The 16,467-nt window shown below is 62.5% G+C and carries 17 protein-coding genes; 5 read left to right on the top strand and 12 right to left on the bottom strand.

The window, feature by feature from the left end; genetic code table 11:
- Positions 1-17: 17 nt before the first annotated feature.
- Both ptsP and ACK1VC_RS04645 read right to left on the bottom strand, forming a co-directional pair.
- On the bottom strand, positions 18-2,297 hold the full coding sequence (gene ptsP, locus ACK1VC_RS04650) for a phosphoenolpyruvate--protein phosphotransferase (RefSeq protein WP_016489684.1): 2,280 nt from the start codon (positions 2,295-2,297) through the stop codon (positions 18-20).
- A 22-nt stretch (positions 2,298-2,319) separates the two neighbouring features.
- On the bottom strand, positions 2,320-2,799 hold the full coding sequence (locus ACK1VC_RS04645) for an RNA pyrophosphohydrolase (protein WP_003249017.1): 480 nt from the start codon (positions 2,797-2,799) through the stop codon (positions 2,320-2,322).
- Between the two features lie 141 nt (positions 2,800-2,940).
- Between ACK1VC_RS04645 and ACK1VC_RS04640 the strand changes: the two genes are divergently transcribed.
- Entirely contained in the window at positions 2,941-3,597 is a 657-nt protein-coding gene (locus ACK1VC_RS04640; protein WP_191087086.1) for a histidinol-phosphatase, read from the top strand.
- A gap of 129 nt (positions 3,598-3,726) precedes the next feature.
- Here ACK1VC_RS04640 and ACK1VC_RS04635 read toward each other — a convergent pair whose 3' ends face one another.
- Together ACK1VC_RS04635 and ilvA are read right to left on the bottom strand one after the other, a co-directional pair.
- Positions 3,727-4,152, bottom strand: coding sequence for a DUF2269 domain-containing protein (locus ACK1VC_RS04635; protein WP_016489687.1), 426 nt, complete (start codon positions 4,150-4,152; stop codon positions 3,727-3,729).
- 38 nt (positions 4,153-4,190) lie between these two features.
- Positions 4,191-5,705 carry a threonine ammonia-lyase, biosynthetic gene (gene ilvA / locus ACK1VC_RS04630; RefSeq protein WP_023047246.1) on the bottom strand — a complete coding sequence of 505 codons (1,515 nt, stop codon included), beginning with the start codon at positions 5,703-5,705 and terminating at the stop codon, positions 4,191-4,193.
- A 134-nt stretch (positions 5,706-5,839) separates the two neighbouring features.
- On the opposite strand from ilvA, the gene rpiA reads away from it, so the two are divergent.
- Positions 5,840-6,514, top strand: a complete 675-nt coding sequence (gene rpiA, locus ACK1VC_RS04625) for a ribose-5-phosphate isomerase RpiA (protein ID WP_016489689.1) — start codon at positions 5,840-5,842, stop codon at positions 6,512-6,514.
- 115 nt (positions 6,515-6,629) lie between these two features.
- On the opposite strand, the gene ACK1VC_RS04620 is transcribed toward rpiA, so the two are convergent.
- From ACK1VC_RS04620 to ACK1VC_RS04605, 4 genes are all read right to left on the bottom strand, one after another.
- Positions 6,630-7,532, bottom strand: coding sequence for an SdiA-regulated domain-containing protein (locus ACK1VC_RS04620; RefSeq protein WP_449117860.1), 903 nt, complete (start codon positions 7,530-7,532; stop codon positions 6,630-6,632).
- Between the two features lie 89 nt (positions 7,533-7,621).
- A complete protein-coding gene (locus ACK1VC_RS04615; protein WP_016489691.1) occupies positions 7,622-8,542 on the bottom strand; it encodes an SdiA-regulated domain-containing protein in 921 nt (306 codons plus the stop codon).
- A gap of 180 nt (positions 8,543-8,722) precedes the next feature.
- On the bottom strand, positions 8,723-9,388 hold the full coding sequence (locus ACK1VC_RS04610) for a fumarylacetoacetate hydrolase family protein (RefSeq protein ID WP_023047248.1): 666 nt from the start codon (positions 9,386-9,388) through the stop codon (positions 8,723-8,725).
- A 25-nt stretch (positions 9,389-9,413) separates the two neighbouring features.
- Positions 9,414-10,811: an FAD-binding oxidoreductase gene (locus ACK1VC_RS04605; protein ID WP_016489693.1), complete on the bottom strand. Its 1,398-nt coding sequence runs from the start codon at positions 10,809-10,811 to the stop codon at positions 9,414-9,416.
- A gap of 171 nt (positions 10,812-10,982) precedes the next feature.
- Here ACK1VC_RS04605 and serA point away from each other — a divergent pair, with 171 nt between their 5' ends.
- Positions 10,983-12,212, top strand: coding sequence for a phosphoglycerate dehydrogenase (serA, locus tag ACK1VC_RS04600; RefSeq protein ID WP_016489694.1), 1,230 nt, complete (start codon positions 10,983-10,985; stop codon positions 12,210-12,212).
- A 50-nt stretch (positions 12,213-12,262) separates the two neighbouring features.
- Here serA and ACK1VC_RS04595 read toward each other — a convergent pair whose 3' ends face one another.
- Positions 12,263-12,739 (bottom strand): DUF4399 domain-containing protein, encoded by a 477-nt coding sequence (locus ACK1VC_RS04595; RefSeq protein ID WP_016489695.1) that lies wholly within the window; start codon positions 12,737-12,739, stop codon positions 12,263-12,265.
- Between the two features lie 223 nt (positions 12,740-12,962).
- Between ACK1VC_RS04595 and ACK1VC_RS04590 the strand changes: the two genes are divergently transcribed.
- Positions 12,963-13,451 carry a transporter substrate-binding domain-containing protein gene (locus ACK1VC_RS04590; protein ID WP_016489696.1) on the top strand — a complete coding sequence of 163 codons (489 nt, stop codon included), beginning with the start codon at positions 12,963-12,965 and terminating at the stop codon, positions 13,449-13,451.
- 50 nt (positions 13,452-13,501) lie between these two features.
- Here the strand turns inward: ACK1VC_RS04590 and ACK1VC_RS04585 are convergent, their stop codons facing one another.
- The gene (locus ACK1VC_RS04585; protein ID WP_023047250.1) at positions 13,502-13,993 is read right to left on the bottom strand and encodes a DUF523 domain-containing protein; all 492 of its coding nucleotides are present in this window, start codon (positions 13,991-13,993) and stop codon (positions 13,502-13,504) included.
- Positions 13,980-14,612 (bottom strand): 2OG-Fe(II) oxygenase, encoded by a 633-nt coding sequence (locus ACK1VC_RS04580; protein ID WP_024718090.1) that lies wholly within the window; start codon positions 14,610-14,612, stop codon positions 13,980-13,982. The genes ACK1VC_RS04585 and ACK1VC_RS04580 overlap by 14 nt, the downstream gene beginning before the upstream one ends.
- Positions 14,613-14,725: 113 nt before the next feature.
- Here ACK1VC_RS04580 and ACK1VC_RS04575 point away from each other — a divergent pair, with 113 nt between their 5' ends.
- The gene (locus ACK1VC_RS04575; RefSeq protein ID WP_016489699.1) at positions 14,726-15,478 is read left to right on the top strand and encodes a DUF2059 domain-containing protein; all 753 of its coding nucleotides are present in this window, start codon (positions 14,726-14,728) and stop codon (positions 15,476-15,478) included.
- Here the strand turns inward: ACK1VC_RS04575 and ACK1VC_RS04570 are convergent, their stop codons facing one another.
- Positions 15,479-16,405 carry an alpha/beta hydrolase gene (locus tag ACK1VC_RS04570; RefSeq protein WP_060516813.1) on the bottom strand — a complete coding sequence of 309 codons (927 nt, stop codon included), beginning with the start codon at positions 16,403-16,405 and terminating at the stop codon, positions 15,479-15,481.
- Positions 16,406-16,467: the final 62 nt, after the last annotated feature.

Below are 16,467 nucleotides of genomic sequence, written 5' to 3'. Positions count from 1 at the left end.
AACAGGCAACCTAACGCTCAGAGGGTTTTGTTGGCCCCTGGCCCGATCATCCGCGCCAACCCGAGGTTCTTCAGGGCCAGCTGCAGCGAGCTGTGGATAACCTGCGGGTTGTCATGGCTCAAGGCGTCGGCCAGCAACTCCTTGGCCTTGCTCATGTTCACCTGGCGCAGCATCCACTTCACCTTCGGCAGGTTGGTGGCGTTCATCGAAAGGCTGTCGAAGCCCATCGCCATCAACAGGATGGCCGCCGCCGGGTCACCCGCCATCTCACCGCAAATGCTTACCGGCTTGCCTTCGCCATGAGCGTCGCGCACTACCGTATTCAGCGCTTGCAGCACCGCCGGATGCAGGTAGTCGTACAGGTCGGCAACCCGTGGGTTGTTGCGGTCCACCGCCAGCAGGTACTGGGTCAGGTCGTTGGAGCCCACCGACAGGAAGTCGACTTGGCGTGCCAGCTCCTTGGTCTGGTACACCGCCGCGGGGATTTCTACCATCACGCCCACCGGGGGCATCGGCACGTCGGTGCCTTCGTCACGCACCTCGCCCCAGGCGCGGTGGATCAGGTGCAGCGCTTCTTCCAGCTCGTGGATGCCAGAAATCATTGGCAGCAGGATACGCAGGTTGTTCAGGCCCTCGCTGGCCTTGAGCATGGCGCGGGTCTGCACCAGGAAAATTTCCGGGTGGTCGAGGGTGACGCGGATGCCGCGCCAACCCAGGAACGGGTTTTCTTCCTTGATCGGGAAGTACGACAGCGCTTTGTCACCGCCGATATCGAGGGTACGCATGGTCACCGGCAGCGGGTGGAAGGCGGCCAACTGCTCGCGGTAGATGGCCAGCTGTTCTTTCTCGCTGGGGAAGCGCTGGTTGATCATGAACGGCACTTCGGTGCGGTACAGGCCTACCCCTTCGGCGCCGCGCTGCTGGGCACGGGCCACGTCGGCCAGCAAGCCGGTGTTGACCCACAGCGGCATGCGGTGGCCGTCGGGGGTAACGCATGGCAGTTCGCGCAGGGCATCCAGGCCCTGGGCCAGCTGGCGCTCTTCCTCAACCACTTCGCTGTATTGCTTGCGCAGCACTTCGCTGGGGTTGGTGAACACCTCGCCCTTGTACCCGTCGACAATCAGTTCGATACCGTCGACCTTGGAGTACGGCAGGTCAACCAGGCCCATCACCGTGGGGATGCCCATCGCGCGGGCGAGGATGGCGACGTGGGAGTTGCCCGAACCCAGTACCGAGACCAGGCCTACCAGCTTGCCTTCCGGCACTTCGCCGAGCATGGCCGGTGTCAGCTCCTCACTGACCAGGATGGTGTTGTCGGCATACACCAGCGACTGCGAGCGGGCTTCCTGCAGGTAGGCCAGCAGGCGCCGGCCCAGGTCCTTGACGTCGGAGGCCCGCTCACGCAGGTAGTCATCGTCCATCAGCTCGAAGCGGCTGACGTGCTCGCCGACCACCTGGCGCAGGGCGCCCTGCGCCCACTGGCCGGTCTTGATGACTTCGGTCACCTCGCCGCCCAGGGCTGCATCTTCGAGCATCATCAGGTACACATCGAACAACGCGCGCTCTTCAGGCCGTAGCTGGGTGGCCAGCTTGGCCGACAGCTTGCGCATGTCAGCACGTACGCCTTCAAGGGCATTCTGGAACAGCTTGAGTTCAGCGTCGATGTCATCGACGGCCTTGTCCGGCACCACTTCCAGGTCGGCTGGCGGCAGCATCACCACCGCGCGCCCCACGGCAGCGCCAGGCGAGCCAGGCACGCCGACGAAGCGCGCCTCCTGGATACCCTTGCCTTGGCGGCCAAGGCCACGGATCGACCCAGTGGCTTCAGCGTGGGCGATTACCCCGGCGAGCTGGGCGCTCATGGTGACCAGGAAGGCTTCTTCGCCCTCGTCGAACTGGCGGCGCTCCTTTTGCTGGATGACCAGCACCCCGACCACGCGGCGGTGGTGAATGATCGGCGCGCCCAGGAAGGAGGCGAATTTTTCTTCACCGGTTTCGGCAAAGTAGCGGTAACGCGGGTGGTCGGCGGCGTTTTCCAGGTTCAGCGGCTCTTCCCGGGTACCCACCAGGCCAACAAGGCCCTCGTTGGGGGCCATGCTGACCTTGCCGATGGAGCGCTTGTTCAGGCCTTCGCTGGCCATCAGCACGAAGCGGTTGGTTTCCGGGTCAAGCAGGTAGACTGAGCAGACCTGGCTGCCCATGGCCTCCTTGACGCGCAAGACGATGATCCCCAACGCCGACTTGAGATCTTTGGCGGAGTTTACTTCCTGGACGATCTTGCGCAGCGTATTGAGCATGGCTCGGGGTCGAACTCCGTCGTCAGTCGCGCGTCAGCAGACGCGGTGCTAGCTCTTTCAGGGCGCGCCGGTACACCTCGCGCTTGAATGTCACAACCTGGCCCAGCGGATACCAATAGCTCACCCAGCGCCAGCCGTCGAACTCCGGCTTGCCGGTCAGGTCCATCCGCACCCGCTGTTCATTGCTGACCAGCCTTAGCAGGAACCACTTCTGCTTCTGGCCGATGCACAGCGGCTGGCTGTGGGTACGTACCAGTCGCTGGGGTAAACGATAACGCAACCAGCCACGGGTGCAGGCAAGAATTTCCACATCGTCGCGTTCAAGGCCAACTTCTTCGTTCAGCTCGCGGTACAGGGCATCTTCCGGCGTCTCGTCAGGGTTGATACCACCCTGGGGAAATTGCCAGGCATCCTGGTTGATCCGTCGAGCCCATAGCACCTGCCCGGCATCATTCGTGAGAATGATCCCGACATTGGGGCGAAAACCATCCGGGTCGATCACGGCAGCAACCTCGCAAACGCATGTCACCGCATTGTTCCACAAAGCTTGCGAGCGCAGCAACGCGCCTGCCAAGCTTATGTGCAGCAGCGTGAAAACTCCGTATTCTGCGGGCCTCCCCTGTGGCTGATGCGAGTGACCGCGATGCGCCTGGCTTTATTCGACCTGGACAATACCCTCCTCGGTGGCGACAGCGACCATGCCTGGGGTGATTACCTTTGCGAGCGCGGCATTCTCGACCCGGTCGCCTACAAGCAACGCAACGATGGCTTCTACCAGGACTACCTCACCGGCACCCTGGACCTGCAGGCCTACCTGGCCTTTTCCATGGAGATTCTGGCGGCAACGCCTGTGGCCCAGCTCGACGAATGGCACCGCGACTTCATGCGCGACTGCATCGAGCCGATCATCCTGCCCAAAGCCCTGGCCTTGCTGCAGCAGCACCGCGAGGCGGGCGACCAGCTGGTGATCATCACCGCTACCAATCGTTTTGTAACCGCACCGATTGCCCGGCGCCTTGGGGTGCGAGTATTGCTGGCGACCGAATGCGAGATGCGCGACGGCCGCTATACCGGGCGCAGTACCGATATACCGTGTTTCCGTGAAGGCAAAGTGACGCGGCTGGAGCGCTGGATGCTGGAGAACGGCTTTGACCTTGAGGACAGCTACTTCTATAGCGACTCGATGAACGATTTGCCGTTGTTGCAGCGGGTGACGCATGCGGTGGCGGTGGACCCCGACCCGAACCTGCGGGCCGAGGCCGAGAAGCGCGGGTGGCCGGTGGTTTCGTTGCGCGATTGAGGTTTTCCTGTGCTGGCCTCTTCGCGGCTAAAGCCGCTCCCACAGGGACCGTATCAGGCCTGAGGGCTGCGCCGTACCTGTGGGAGCGGGTTCACCCGCGAAGAGGCCGGCACAGGCAACCCAAGGCTGTCAGACTGGCTTGGCGCCCATCAGCCCGGCAATGGACAGGAAGCAGACCCCGCTGAACACCGCCAGCGCCAGGGTAAACCGCAACCCCACCACTTCAGCCTTGCGTAGCCGGTTCAGCCGCACCAGCAGCCACCACACGGCCAGCGCGCCGAAGGTATAGATGACGCTGGACGCCAGCACCCAGGCCTGCCCCAGCGGCCAACCCACCAGGTGCACCAGCCACCAGCCGGTAAACGGCATGCTCACCAGGCACAGGCCCATCACCAGCCACACAAATACCAGCGGCCGGCGCAGCAGTTTGGCATAGGCCTCGGCATCGCCCTGTCGACGGGCGCGCACCGTCCACACCGCAAGGCCCAGGGCGCCCAGAAACAGCAGTGCGGTGGCGATGATGTGCAAGGTCTTGAGGGTGGTCAGGTGTTCCATGTCTTCACATCCTTGAGCGATAAGCCAAGCTTAGCCGCTCAACCCAGGAACAGCTTGTAAGCCGGGTTCTCGGTCTCGTCCCAGTATGGGTAACCAATCTTGGCCAGCGCTGCCGGCACCAGGTGGCGCTCGTCCTCCGGCACCTGCAGCCCCGCCACCACGCGCCCGTCAGCCGCGCCATGGTTGCGGTAATGGAACATCGAGATATTCCAGCGCCCGCCCAGCTTGTTGAGGAAGTTGAACAACGCCCCCGGCCGCTCGGGGAATTCGAAGCGCAACACCATTTCATCACTGGCACCGGCCGAATGGCCGCCAACCATGTGGCGAATGTGCAGCTTGGCCAGTTCGTTGTCGGTCAGGTCGGTAACCGGGAAGCCCTGATCGGTCAGATGCTGCACCAGCGCCGCCCGTGGGTCGTTTTCCGGGTGGGTCTGCACGCCAACGAAGATGTGCGCTTCGTCGGAGGTGTGCTTGCGGTAGTTGAATTCGGTGATCTGGCGCTTGCCGATCGCCTCGCAGAAGGCCTTGAAGCTGCCCGGGCGTTCCGGGATGGTCACGGCGATGATCGCTTCGCGCTTTTCACCCAGCTCGGCACGCTCGGCCACATGACGCAGGCGGTCGAAGTTGACGTTGGCGCCGGAGTCGATAGCCACCAGCGTCTGCCCGGTCACGCCATAAAGCTCGACATACTTCTTGATACCCGCCACGCCCAAGGCGCCGGCAGGCTCGGTGATCGAGCGGGTATCGTCGTAGATATCCTTGATAGCCGCGCAGATCTCGTCAGTGCTGACCGTCACCACTTCATCCACATGGTGGCGGCAGATATCGAAGGTATGCTGGCCGATCTGCGCCACCGCCACGCCGTCGGCAAATAACCCAACCTGTGGCAGCACCACACGCTCACCGGCAGCCATCGCCGCCTGGAGGCAATTGGAATCGTCCGGCTCGACACCGATCACCTTGATCTCCGGGCGCAGGTACTTCACATAGGCAGCAATGCCAGCAATGAGGCCGCCACCGCCCACGGGTACAAAGATGGCGTCCAGCTGCCCAGGGTGCTGGCGCAGGATTTCCATGGCCACAGTGCCTTGCCCGGCGATGGTGTGCGGGTCGTCGTAAGGGTGAACATAGACAAAGCCCTTCTCCTCGACCAGTTTCAGCGAATAGGCCAGCGCCTCGGGGAACGAGTCGCCATGCAGCACGACCTTGCCACCGCGCGAGCGCACACCTTCGATCTTGATCTCCGGGGTGGTTTTAGGCATTACGATAGTGGCCTTGATGCCCATCTCGCGCGCAGCCAGGGCCAGGCCCTGGGCATGATTGCCGGCCGAGGCAGTGACCACGCCACGGGCCAGCTCTTCGGCCGTCAGCTGCGCCAGCTTGTTATAGGCCCCGCGGATCTTGAACGAGAACACCGGCTGCAGGTCTTCACGCTTGAGCAAAATCTGGTTGCCCAGGCGCTTGCTCAGCTGCCCGGCGCTCTGCAACGGGGTTTCGACGGCAACGTCATAGACGCGCGAGGTGAGGATCTTCTTGACGTACTGTTCGAGCATCGGGAAAGCATCACTGGGCCGCGGGACAAGGGCTGCGAGTCTACCCCAGCGCTACGTCGGGCGACCACAGCAAAGCCGCCCAAGCCGTTATACTAGGCAACTTTGAAAACCGCCCTGCCCCTTTCGGAGCCCGCATGACCCAGGACCAACTCAAACAGGCCGTCGCCCAGGCCGCTGTCGACTTCATTCTGCCCAAGCTGGATGAAAAGAGCGTCGTCGGCGTCGGTACCGGTTCGACTGCCAACTTCTTCATCGACGCCCTGGCTCAGCACAAGACCGCCTTCGACGGCGCAGTCGCCAGCTCCGAAGCCACTGCCCAGCGTCTGAAGGGCCATGGCATCCCGGTCTACGAGCTGAACAGTGTCAGCGAGCTGGAATTCTACGTGGACGGCGCCGACGAGAGCGACGCGCACTTGAACCTGATCAAGGGTGGCGGCGCGGCCCTGACCCGCGAGAAGATCGTCGCCGCTGTGGCCAAGACCTTCATCTGCATCGCCGATGGCAGCAAGCTGGTGCCGGTACTGGGCGCATTCCCGCTGCCGGTCGAAGTGATCCCGATGGCGCGCAGCCATGTGGCCCGTCAATTGGTCAAGCTGGGCGGCGACCCGGTGTACCGCGAAGGCGTGGTCACCGACAACGGCAACGTGATCCTCGATGTGCACAACCTGCAGATCACCAACCCGGTGGAGCTGGAAGCGCAAATCAATGCCATCGTTGGCGTGGTGACCAATGGCCTGTTCGCGGCGCGGCCGGCAGACTTGCTGCTGCTGGGTACCCCTGAAGGCGTCAAGAGCCTGAAGGCCGAGTAATCTTCGGCGAGGGCTCTGCCCTCGATTCGCAGCCAAGGCTGCACCTACAGGGGTACACGATTTCCTGTAGGAGCAGCCTTGTGCTGCGAATGGGCTGCAAAGCAGCCCCACCTGCTCACTCCGCCGGCTGCTTGAACACATAGAACAGGTTAGGCTCACTGACCAGATAGATGGTCCCCGCCTCGTCCATTGCAATCCCCTCCGCCTGCGGCCCCGTCGCCTGCAACCCCTGAAAGCCCTTGCGCAACGACAAGGTACTCAAGGGCACGCCTTCCAGATCCAGCTCCAGCACCAGCCGTGACTCATCCGAAAGCGCCAGCAAATGCCCACTGCGCTCATCGAACTGCAAGCTCGACAAGTCCCGCACAAACAGCCGTGAATCACGCTTGCGGTCTTGCACCACATGCACGGCGTAAGGCTTTTCCGGGTTGTCATGGGGAAAGCCATGAACCTCATAGATCAGCATCGGGTCGCGTTCCTTTGCCACGAACAGCCGCTTGCCCGCCGAATCGTAAGCCAGCCCCTCAAACCCTTTGTTGCCATTCAGGCCGATGCCCAGGCTGAGCTGTTCGGCATCACCGGCATCGAGGAACATCGTGTCGTCTTCCAGCCGTACACGAATCAACCGTTGTTGACGCTCGTCGGTGATGACATAGCTGTTGGGCCCGACATACTCCACCGCCTCTGGGTCGCCGAACCCCGTCAGCGGTATGCGACGCAGGATACGGCCGTCCAGCGACAGCTCGATCAGCTCCGAGCGGGCGTTGGTGACGGTGAACAGGGTTTTTCGGTCCGGGTCGTAGGTCAGCGCCGAAATATCATCATCCAGCCCCTCGACCGGCTGCGCCTCCACCACCACACGGTAGCGGTCAAGGCCGATGCTCTGCTCGGCGGGCTGCCACCACGTCTTGAGGTTGAACCAGCCCCGCTCGAACAGGCGAAATTCCTGCCCGGCCCAGCCGAGCAGGAGCAGACCGATAACGACCAGGACAAGAAACAGGCGAACAAGATGACGCATGGGGCAGACTCGACATGGGGGTGGCGAATCTAACCATGTACAACTGAAACAAAGCTTAATGCCAGCATCAGAAACATCGGATGTTGGGGTCAGTTCTTTCTGAAGCGATAGAACAAAGCCGGCTCGCTGACCATATACAGGTTTCCCTTGTCATCCATGGCCACCCCTTCAGCCCTTGGAATGGTGTCTTCAAGGCCGTTGAAGCCTCCCAGCAAGGTCATGAAGCTGACCTGCTGGCCTTGCTCGTCCAGCTCCAGCAGCATGTTGGAATCGGCCGAGAGCACCAGCAGGTGACCAGTGCGCGGGTCGACCGCCAGTGCAGACAGGTTACGCAGGTCGAGTTCCTCGCTGGGTAACGGCTGCTTCTCGCCCTTGAGCGGGCTGCGGCCATCGGTGTTCCAGGTGTACAGCTTGGGCGGGCGCTCCTCGCCGATGATCAGGCGCTGACGCAGCGGGTCCCAGGCGACCGCCTCGAAGCCCTTGTTGCTCTTCACCGACGGGCCCAGGTCGTGGCTCTGAAAGTCGTCGTGGTTCAGCGCGGTGGTCTGCGCGTCCACCTTGACCACGGTCAGGTCATGCAGGCGCTCGTCGGTGATGGCCAGATTGCCGTCTTCCAGCACCGCAACGCCTTCCGGGTTGTTCCAGCCGTTGAGGGGGATCTTGCGCAGTACATCGCCCTCCAGGCTCAGCTCGACCAGGATCGGGTTCTTGCCCATGACCGCGAACAGGGTGCGGGTATGCGGGTTGAAGGCCACGTCCGAGGCTTCGTCATCGTCCATGCCTGGTAACGGTTTGGCATCGATGTCGACCTGATAGTCTGGCAACCACACGCTTTCGCTGCGCTCGCCGGTGCTTTCGAAGCGCTCTTTCACCCACAGCGCGCCGCGGTCATCCCAGTGCATCGCCACTGCGACGCCATAGCCGATCACCGCCGCCACGGCAAGGCCGAAAGGCCAGCGCCGGTAGAAGCGACGCTTGGGAGTTACCGGGGCGCTGGAGGGTGATGGCATGCGGGCTTCCTGGGGAATGGGCGTAGGTCAGCGCATTATCCGGATAGGGTGTGAAAAAAGGGTAAACAGGGCCGGCCTCTTCGCGGGTAAACCCGCTCCCACAGGTTCAGCACAGTATTCAAGGCCTGTGCAATACCTGTGGGGGCGGTTTACCCGCGAAGAGGGCGACGCGGCTTCGAGTTAAAGCACCCGGCTTTCGAAGCGGCTCACGCCCGGCAGCTCCAGCACCAGCTCGTCACCAACATTGAACGGTCCCACACCCGCCGGTGTACCGGTGAGGATCACATCCCCGGCCTGCAGCGAGAAATGCGCCGCCATGTACTGGATCATCGGCACGATCGGGTTCAGCATCATCGCGCTGTTGCCATCCTGTCGCACTTCGCCGTTGACGGTCAGGCGGACCGGGATGTCGGTGACGTCTTCGAAGCTGGCAGCAGAGACGAACGGCGGCAGTACGCAGGCGCCGTCAAAACACTTGGCCAGCTCCCACGGCAGGCCCTTCTCTTTCAGCTTGGCCTGCACGTCGCGCAGGGTCAGGTCCAGCGCCGGGGCATAACCGGAAATGGCGTCCAGCACCTCTTCCTCGCTCGGGTGGGTCGACAGCGGCTTGCCCAGCAACACGGCAATTTCGGCCTCATAGTGCACCGAACCCCGGTCGGCCGGGATCTTGAAGCCGCCCTCGGTCGGCACCACGCAACTGCCCGGCTTGATGAACAGCAGCGGCTCGGTGGGGATCGGGTTGTCCAGTTCCTTGGCATGCTCGGCATAGTTACGGCCGATGCACACCACCTTGCCCAGCGGGAAGTGAATGCGCGTGCCGTCTACGTACTGGTGCTGGTAACTCATGGCCGACTCCTCTGGGTACTGCTTTTTATTCAGGTGCGAAGATCTTACCCGGATTCATGATGCCGTTAGGGTCGAAGACGGCCTTTATTGCCTTCATGCAGGCGATTTCTTCCGGCGAGCGGCTGTAGCCCAGGTAGTCGCGCTTGGTCATGCCCACGCCGTGCTCGGCGGAGATCGAGCCGTTGTAGCGCTTGACGATATCGAACACCCATTTGTTGACCTTGGTGCATGAGGCAAAGAAGTCGTCCTTGCTCATGTGTTCGGGCTTGAGGATGTTCAGGTGCAGGTTGCCATCGCCGATGTGGCCGTACCACACGACTTCGTAATCCGGGTAGTGCTCCGCGACGATGGCGTCGATATCACGCAGGAACGCGGGCACTTTCGACACGGTGACGGAAATGTCGTTCTTGTAGGGTGTCCAGTGCGAGATGGTTTCCGACAGGTACTCGCGCAGCTTCCACAAGTTTTTAAGCTGGGTGTCGCTCTGGCTCATCACCCCGTCCAGCACCCAGCCCTGCTCGACGCAATGCTCGAAGGTGGCCAACGCTTCGTTGGCGACTTCTTCAGTGCTGGCTTCGAACTCCAGAAGTGCATAGAACGGGCAGTCGGTCGCGAACGGGGCGGGTACATCGCCGCGCGCGAGGATCTTGGCCAGGCCCTTGTCGGAGAAGAACTCGAAGGCTGTGAGGTCCAGCTTCCCCTGGAAGGCGTGCAGCACCGGCATGATCGAGTCGAAGTCCGGTGTGCCAAGCACCATGGCAGTGAGGTTGCGCGGGGTACGGTCCAGGCGCAGGGTGGCCTCGACCACGAAGCCCAGCGTGCCTTCGGCGCCAATGAACAGCTGGCGCAGGTCATAGCCGGTGGCGTTCTTGATCAGGTCTTTGTTCAGCTCCAGCAACTCGCCCTTGCCGGTAACCACTTTCAGCCCGGCCACCCAGTTGCGGGTCATGCCGTAGCGAATCACCTTGATGCCGCCAGCGTTGGTGCCGATGTTGCCGCCAATCTGGCTGGAGCCGCTGGAAGCGAAGTCCACCGGGTAATACAGGCCCTGCTCTTCGGCGTAGGTTTGCAGCTGCCGGGTGATTACCCCCGGCTGGCAGACCACGGTGCGGTCGAAGGCATTGAAGCCGAGAATCTGGTTCATGTAGTCGAAGGAAACGACAACCTCGCCATTGGCCGCCACGGCCCCGGCAGAAAGCCCGGTGCGCCCGCCCGATGGCACCAGGGCCACCTTGTGCGCATTGGCCCAGCGCACAATGGCCTGCACCTGTTCTACTGTCTTGGGGAAGACGATGGCGCTGGGCGCCGGGGGGTAATGCTTGGTCCAATCCTTGCCATACGCTTCGAGGGAAGCCGCGTCGGTCAGGACCTTGCCAGGGTCGACAAGGGTCATCAGTTCATCAATTACAGCGGGGTGGGTCATCGCTGGAACTCTCGACTTATTCATAGTCACCCTGAGCACTCTTCACCTGTCGGGATAAGCTCAGATTGTGTCGCGTATGCTAGCATAGCCCTCCCGCTGTTCATGCTAAGGCTGCCCTCGCGCCTGGCATCACCCCTCGCCATTTTTTCTCCGGGATACAGGTTTACGCAGATGAGCAAGACTTCTCTCGACAAGAGCAAGATCCGGTTCCTTCTTCTTGAAGGTGTGCACCAGAACGCGGTCGATACCCTCAAGGCCGCCGGCTACACCAACATCGAATACCTCACTGGTTCGTTGCCGGAAGCCGAGCTGAAGGAAAAGATCGCCGATGCCCACTTTATCGGCATCCGTTCGCGCACCCAGCTCACCGAAGAGATCTTCGACTGCGCCAAGAAACTGGTCGCTGTTGGCTGCTTCTGCATCGGCACCAACCAGGTCGACCTGGAAGCTGCCCGCGAGCGCGGTATCGCCGTGTTCAACGCACCGTACTCCAACACCCGTTCGGTGGCCGAGCTGGTACTGGCCGAGGCCATTCTGCTGCTGCGCGGCATCCCTGAGAAGAACGCTTCCTGCCACCGTGGCGGCTGGATCAAGAGCGCGGCCAACTCGTTCGAAATCCGCGGCAAAAAACTGGGCATCGTCGGCTACGGCTCGATCGGGACCCAGCTGTCGGTACTGGCCGAGAACCTGGGCATGCAGGTGTACTTCTACGACCCACTGACCAAGCTGCCACTGGGCAACGCCGTGCAGGTCACCAGCCTGAACGAGCTGCTGGGCCTGGCCGACATCGTCTCGCTGCACGTGCCTGAGCTGCCATCCACCCAGTGGATGATCGGCGAGAAGGAAATCCGCGCGATGAAGAAGGGCGCGATCCTGATCAACGCCGCCCGTGGCACCGTGGTCGAGCTGGACCACCTGGCCGCCGCCATCAAGGACAAGCACCTGATCGGCGCCGCCATCGACGTGTTCCCGGTCGAGCCACGCTCCAACGACGAAGAGTTCGAAAGCCCGCTGCGCGGCCTGGACAACGTGATCCTGACCCCGCACATCGGCGGCTCCACTGCCGAAGCCCAGGCCAACATCGGCCTCGAAGTGGCCGAGAAGCTGGTCAAGTACAGCGACAACGGTACCTCGGTGTCCTCGGTCAACTTCCCGGAAGTGGCCCTGCCTGCCCACCCTGGCAAGCACCGCCTGCTGCACATCCACGAAAACATCCCGGGCGTGCTCAGCGAGATCAACAAGGTCTTCGCCGAGAACGGCATCAACATCTCCGGTCAGTTCCTGCAGACCAACGAGAAAGTCGGTTACGTGGTGATCGATGTCGACGCCGAGTACTCGGACCTGGCGCAAGAGAAACTGCAACAGGTCAAGGGCACCATCCGTTCCCGCGTCCTGTTCTAAGTTTGCTTGCAGCATGAAAAAAAGGGAGGCCATTGTGGCCTCCCTTTTTTTTATTTCACTTCAACAGTGATCTTCTTCGATTCGACGCTTGGCTTGAACGGCACGTGGTACTGGTCACCCAGGATCAGTTGCAGGGTGTGCTTACCCGGCGTCAGGGTGATGCTGGTTTCGGTCTGCGCCTTGCCGAAGTGCAGCACCTGCGGGCCCGCCGGCAGTGCGGTGCCGGCCTCTGGCATCAGGCTGGTCGGCAGCGGCATATCGGCGACGGGTTCTTTATCCACGTCCACCAGCAGGTGGTGGTGGCCGCTGTGAGGGGTCTGGTCACCCGCTGGCTTGAGCGCCATACCCTCGATGCCGAACTTGACGGTGAAGGTCTTGTCGACCGTGGCACCATCGGCGGGGGAAACGATGAAGACCTTGGCATCCTTGGGCGGCTCCTGGCTCTTCAGGGCGTCCGCAGCACCGGCGAAAACCGACACTCCCATCAGCAGACCGGCAACGGCAGCGCGCGAAAATAGGCTGTTCATTCACTTCTCCTGTGATTCACTTATTGACCGCCGCCATTCATCTGCCGACGACGGTAGTTCACCTTAGTTGAAATAATCGGCAAGGTGTTCACATTGCCTGACAGAAATATTTCAGTCAGGGTTAAACAATGCCGAGGCTTCAAGGTCATAGGCTGCGCTCGATCACGGCGAGGAAGAAAGCCGTGGCGAAGGTTTTTCATCAGTTAAAAGAAAAGGGGCAATCATGCGTTCGACCATAGGGGTACTGCTGGCAGTACTGATCAGTCCATTGGCCCAGGCGGAGCTGATCGACGAAATCGCCGACCGGGGCGAACTGCGTATTGCCGTACAGGCCGACAACTCGCCGTACGCCTTCAAACAAGATGACCACCTGACCGGTTTCGACATCGAATTTGGCCAGGACCTGGCCAGGGAACTGGACTTGCGCGCCGAGTTTGTCGAAGCCCCGGCCGAAGAAGTAATGAGCGGTGTCGAGAGTGGCAAATATGACATCGCACTTACCCCATCGAGTAATGCGCCCAAAGGCGACGGCCCGCTGGATGTGAGCCTGCCATTTGGCGACAAGAAACTGGTGATCCCGTTCCAGAAGGACAACCCGGCGTTCGAAAGTGCCGTGAACAATGCGCTGCAGCGCTTGAAAGACAGTGGCCGCACGGCCGAGCTTGAGCAGAAGTGGTTCAAGGGTGTGCAGGAGACTGCAGCCGGGCAATAAGATTTGTATTGCCTGTACCGGCTTTGTGCTGCGAAGAGGTCGGTACAGGTTTACCCCAAAGCCCGCTGCGCCTGTTCCAGCTCCAGCTCGCTGAACACCTGCACCCCAGCCCGCCGCAACAGCGCCGTGGTCACCCCTTCCCCCGCCACTTTCACACCACTGAACGTGCCGTCATAGGTCAACCGGTTACCACACGAAGGGCTACCCGCCTTCAGCACCGCCACGCCAATGCCATGCCGGCGCACCAGTGCCAGCGCCAGTTGCGCCCCGGCCACAAACTCGGCAGTTACATCTTCGCCCGTCACCGTCAGCACCTGCGTGCTGCCGTCGAGTACTGCACCGCCCTGTCCGCCCGGAATCTCCGCTGGCGGGCGCGGGGTGGGCAAGCCACCGGCTACCTCCGGGCACAACGGTACAACGCGCCCTTCGGCCTGCCACTGCTGCAACAGGTCCGGATGCCCGCTGGCCCGGCCGTCATAGCGTACCGGCTGGCCGAGCAGACAGGCGCTGACCAGCACTTTGGGCAGGTCAGAACAGGTCATTGCCACGGCGCCTGAACCAACCGGTCAACGACAACCGCTCACGCCCGGCCGGCAACACTTCGTGAGGCACTTCACCCGACAGGAACACCACCAGGCAGCCCGCCACAGGCTCCACGTCATGCTCTACGTCGCCAGCCAGGAACATGCGCAACTGGCCGCCGTCCTGCGGCTGCCAGCCTTCATTCAGGTACAACACAGCCGACACCATGCGCCGGTCATCGTCGCGAAAGCGGTCCAGGTGCCGGCGATAGAAGGCGCCCGGAGGGTACAGGGCAAAATGGCACTCAAAGTCTTCCAGGCCCAGGAACAGGCCCTGATTGATTGCCAGACGCAACTGGTCCATGGCCGTCAGGTACTGGTCGCAGGATTCTGCCTGCCCGGGGTCGATCCACTGGATCTGGTCACCGCGAATGGCTTCGCGCACCTCCTGGGTAGCACCGCGCCCCACCCCCGCCGGGTTGAGCTCGCCCTCGGCATCACGGCGACGGCACTCGGCTGCCAGCGCGCGCACCAGTTCGGCAGGCAGAAAGAGTGCCTGCTGGGACCAGCCATGGGTGGCCAGATCGTCGACGACGGCCGCAAGCATCGGGTGTTCAGGGGATATGTGCATGGCGCGCATCATATCCATTCGCCCTGTCGGCGCACAGCGCCACTTGGCCGAGAAACACGCTGATATCTCGACAAACCGGCGCCGGGCCAAGGACAATAGCCACCTGCCGACAGGAGTCCTGAATGCGCCGTCTGTTTTCCCTGATTCTGCTGATGATCTGCACCGTGCCTGTCTGGGCAGACAACCTGGATCAACTGTACAAGGCCGCCGGCTGGCCCGACCAGCGCGCCCACTTCAACGATGCCCTGAGCGCCGCCCAGGAACGCTACCGCAACAGTTTGCCACCCGCCGTTTACCAGGCGCTGGTCAACAACAGCAACCAGCGCTTCCAGGCCCAGGCGGTGGACCGCCGCGCCCAGGCAAAGCTGCGCGCCACCTTGGCCAACCCGGCTCCGGCCCTGGCGTTCTTCCAGTCACCGCTAGGGCGCAAGGTGGTAGCAGCCGAACTCAAGGCCACCCGCAAGGACGAGTTGGCCAAGAACGCCAAGGGCCTGCCGAAGATCCAGGCCAGCGACGACCGCCTGCTGGTCATCGGCCACCTGGCCCAGGCCCTGCCAGCGCGTGAAGCCGGCGCCGAAGTGAGCCTGGCCATCGCCGGTGTGGCGGCCGATAGCCTCAGTTCGATGATCCCCGGCCTGTTCGGCGGCGGCCAGGCCCAGGGCCTGCTAGACGGCCAGCGCCAACGGCTGATGGGGCAGATTGGCGAAGACCTCAACAACACGCTGCTGTACGTCTACCGCGACTTGTCCGATGCCGAGCTGGAAGCGTTCGCCACCTTTGCCGAGTCGCCGGACGGCAAGGCCTACTACCAGGCGGCGTTGGCCGCTGTCCGCGCTGGCCTGGCGGTTGGCCAGAGCGCCAACGACCTGCAATGATCAGCCCAGCCGCTGGTCGATGAAGTCGAAGTAGCGCTGGCGGATGCCCGGTAGCTCGTTGGCCAAGTGGTGACGGGCTTCGGGCAACATCAGGATCTGCGGCTCGGCAAACTTGGCCTTGAGCACTGCGAGGTTGTAAGGCCAGTCCACCGTACCATCGGCCTCCCCCTGCACGATCAACGGCCGCCGCGTGCTGCGTGGCGCGGCCTCGATGCGTTTGACCCAGGCGATCAGTGCACCCACCCAGGCGGTTGGCAAGCGGCGCGGTTGCAGCGGGTCGGCTTCCAGGAACGGCAGGAAGGCCGGGTCGTTGGTGTTCTCGCTGAAGCGTCGTTCGATGCCGTTGACGAAATGCCGCAGCACCCGATAGCTGAACTTCGACCAACGCCAGGAGCACGGCCGCACCAGCGGTGCCAACAGGATGACCTGGCCATTGATCGGGCTGCGTGCGCCCTGGTGCAGCAGGTGGTCCACGGCAATGGCGCCGCCCGTGCTCTGCCCGCACAGGTGCCAAAGGCGCGGCAGTTGCAGCAGGCGCGCCTGTTCGAACAGGGCGTCCAGCACCTGCTGGTACACTGCGAAATCACTGATGCTGGCCCGCTCACCACTGGACAGGCCGTGGCCGGGCAGGTCGCAGCTGATCACGGCAAAACCCTGCTTGAGTGCCCACTCGATCACATGCCGGTAGAGGCCCATGTGGTCGTAGTAGCCGTGCAGCAAGAACAGCGTCGCGGTGGGCTGGTCGGGCAACCAGGCCTGCCCGACCAGGTCGAAGCCCGCCGCCTGAAAACCGCCCAGCCAGCTGTGTACCGGCAGGTTCAGGCCGTAGAAGCGCTGGTAGCCCTGCGCCTCGGTCGTTAACGGCTGGCGAGCGGCCAACGGCGCCAGGTGGGTGCGCAGGAGGTCGGGGTGAAAAGCAGCGGGCATCGAGCACATCCACATTGATGCAAGTATTGATCTGGAATCTTCAGCTCTGGCCGGCGTCATGG

This window comes from Pseudomonas sp. XP2 (genome assembly GCF_053557975.1).
Note: the sequence above shows the minus strand (reverse complement) of the source record. Positions and strands in the feature narration are given on the sequence as shown.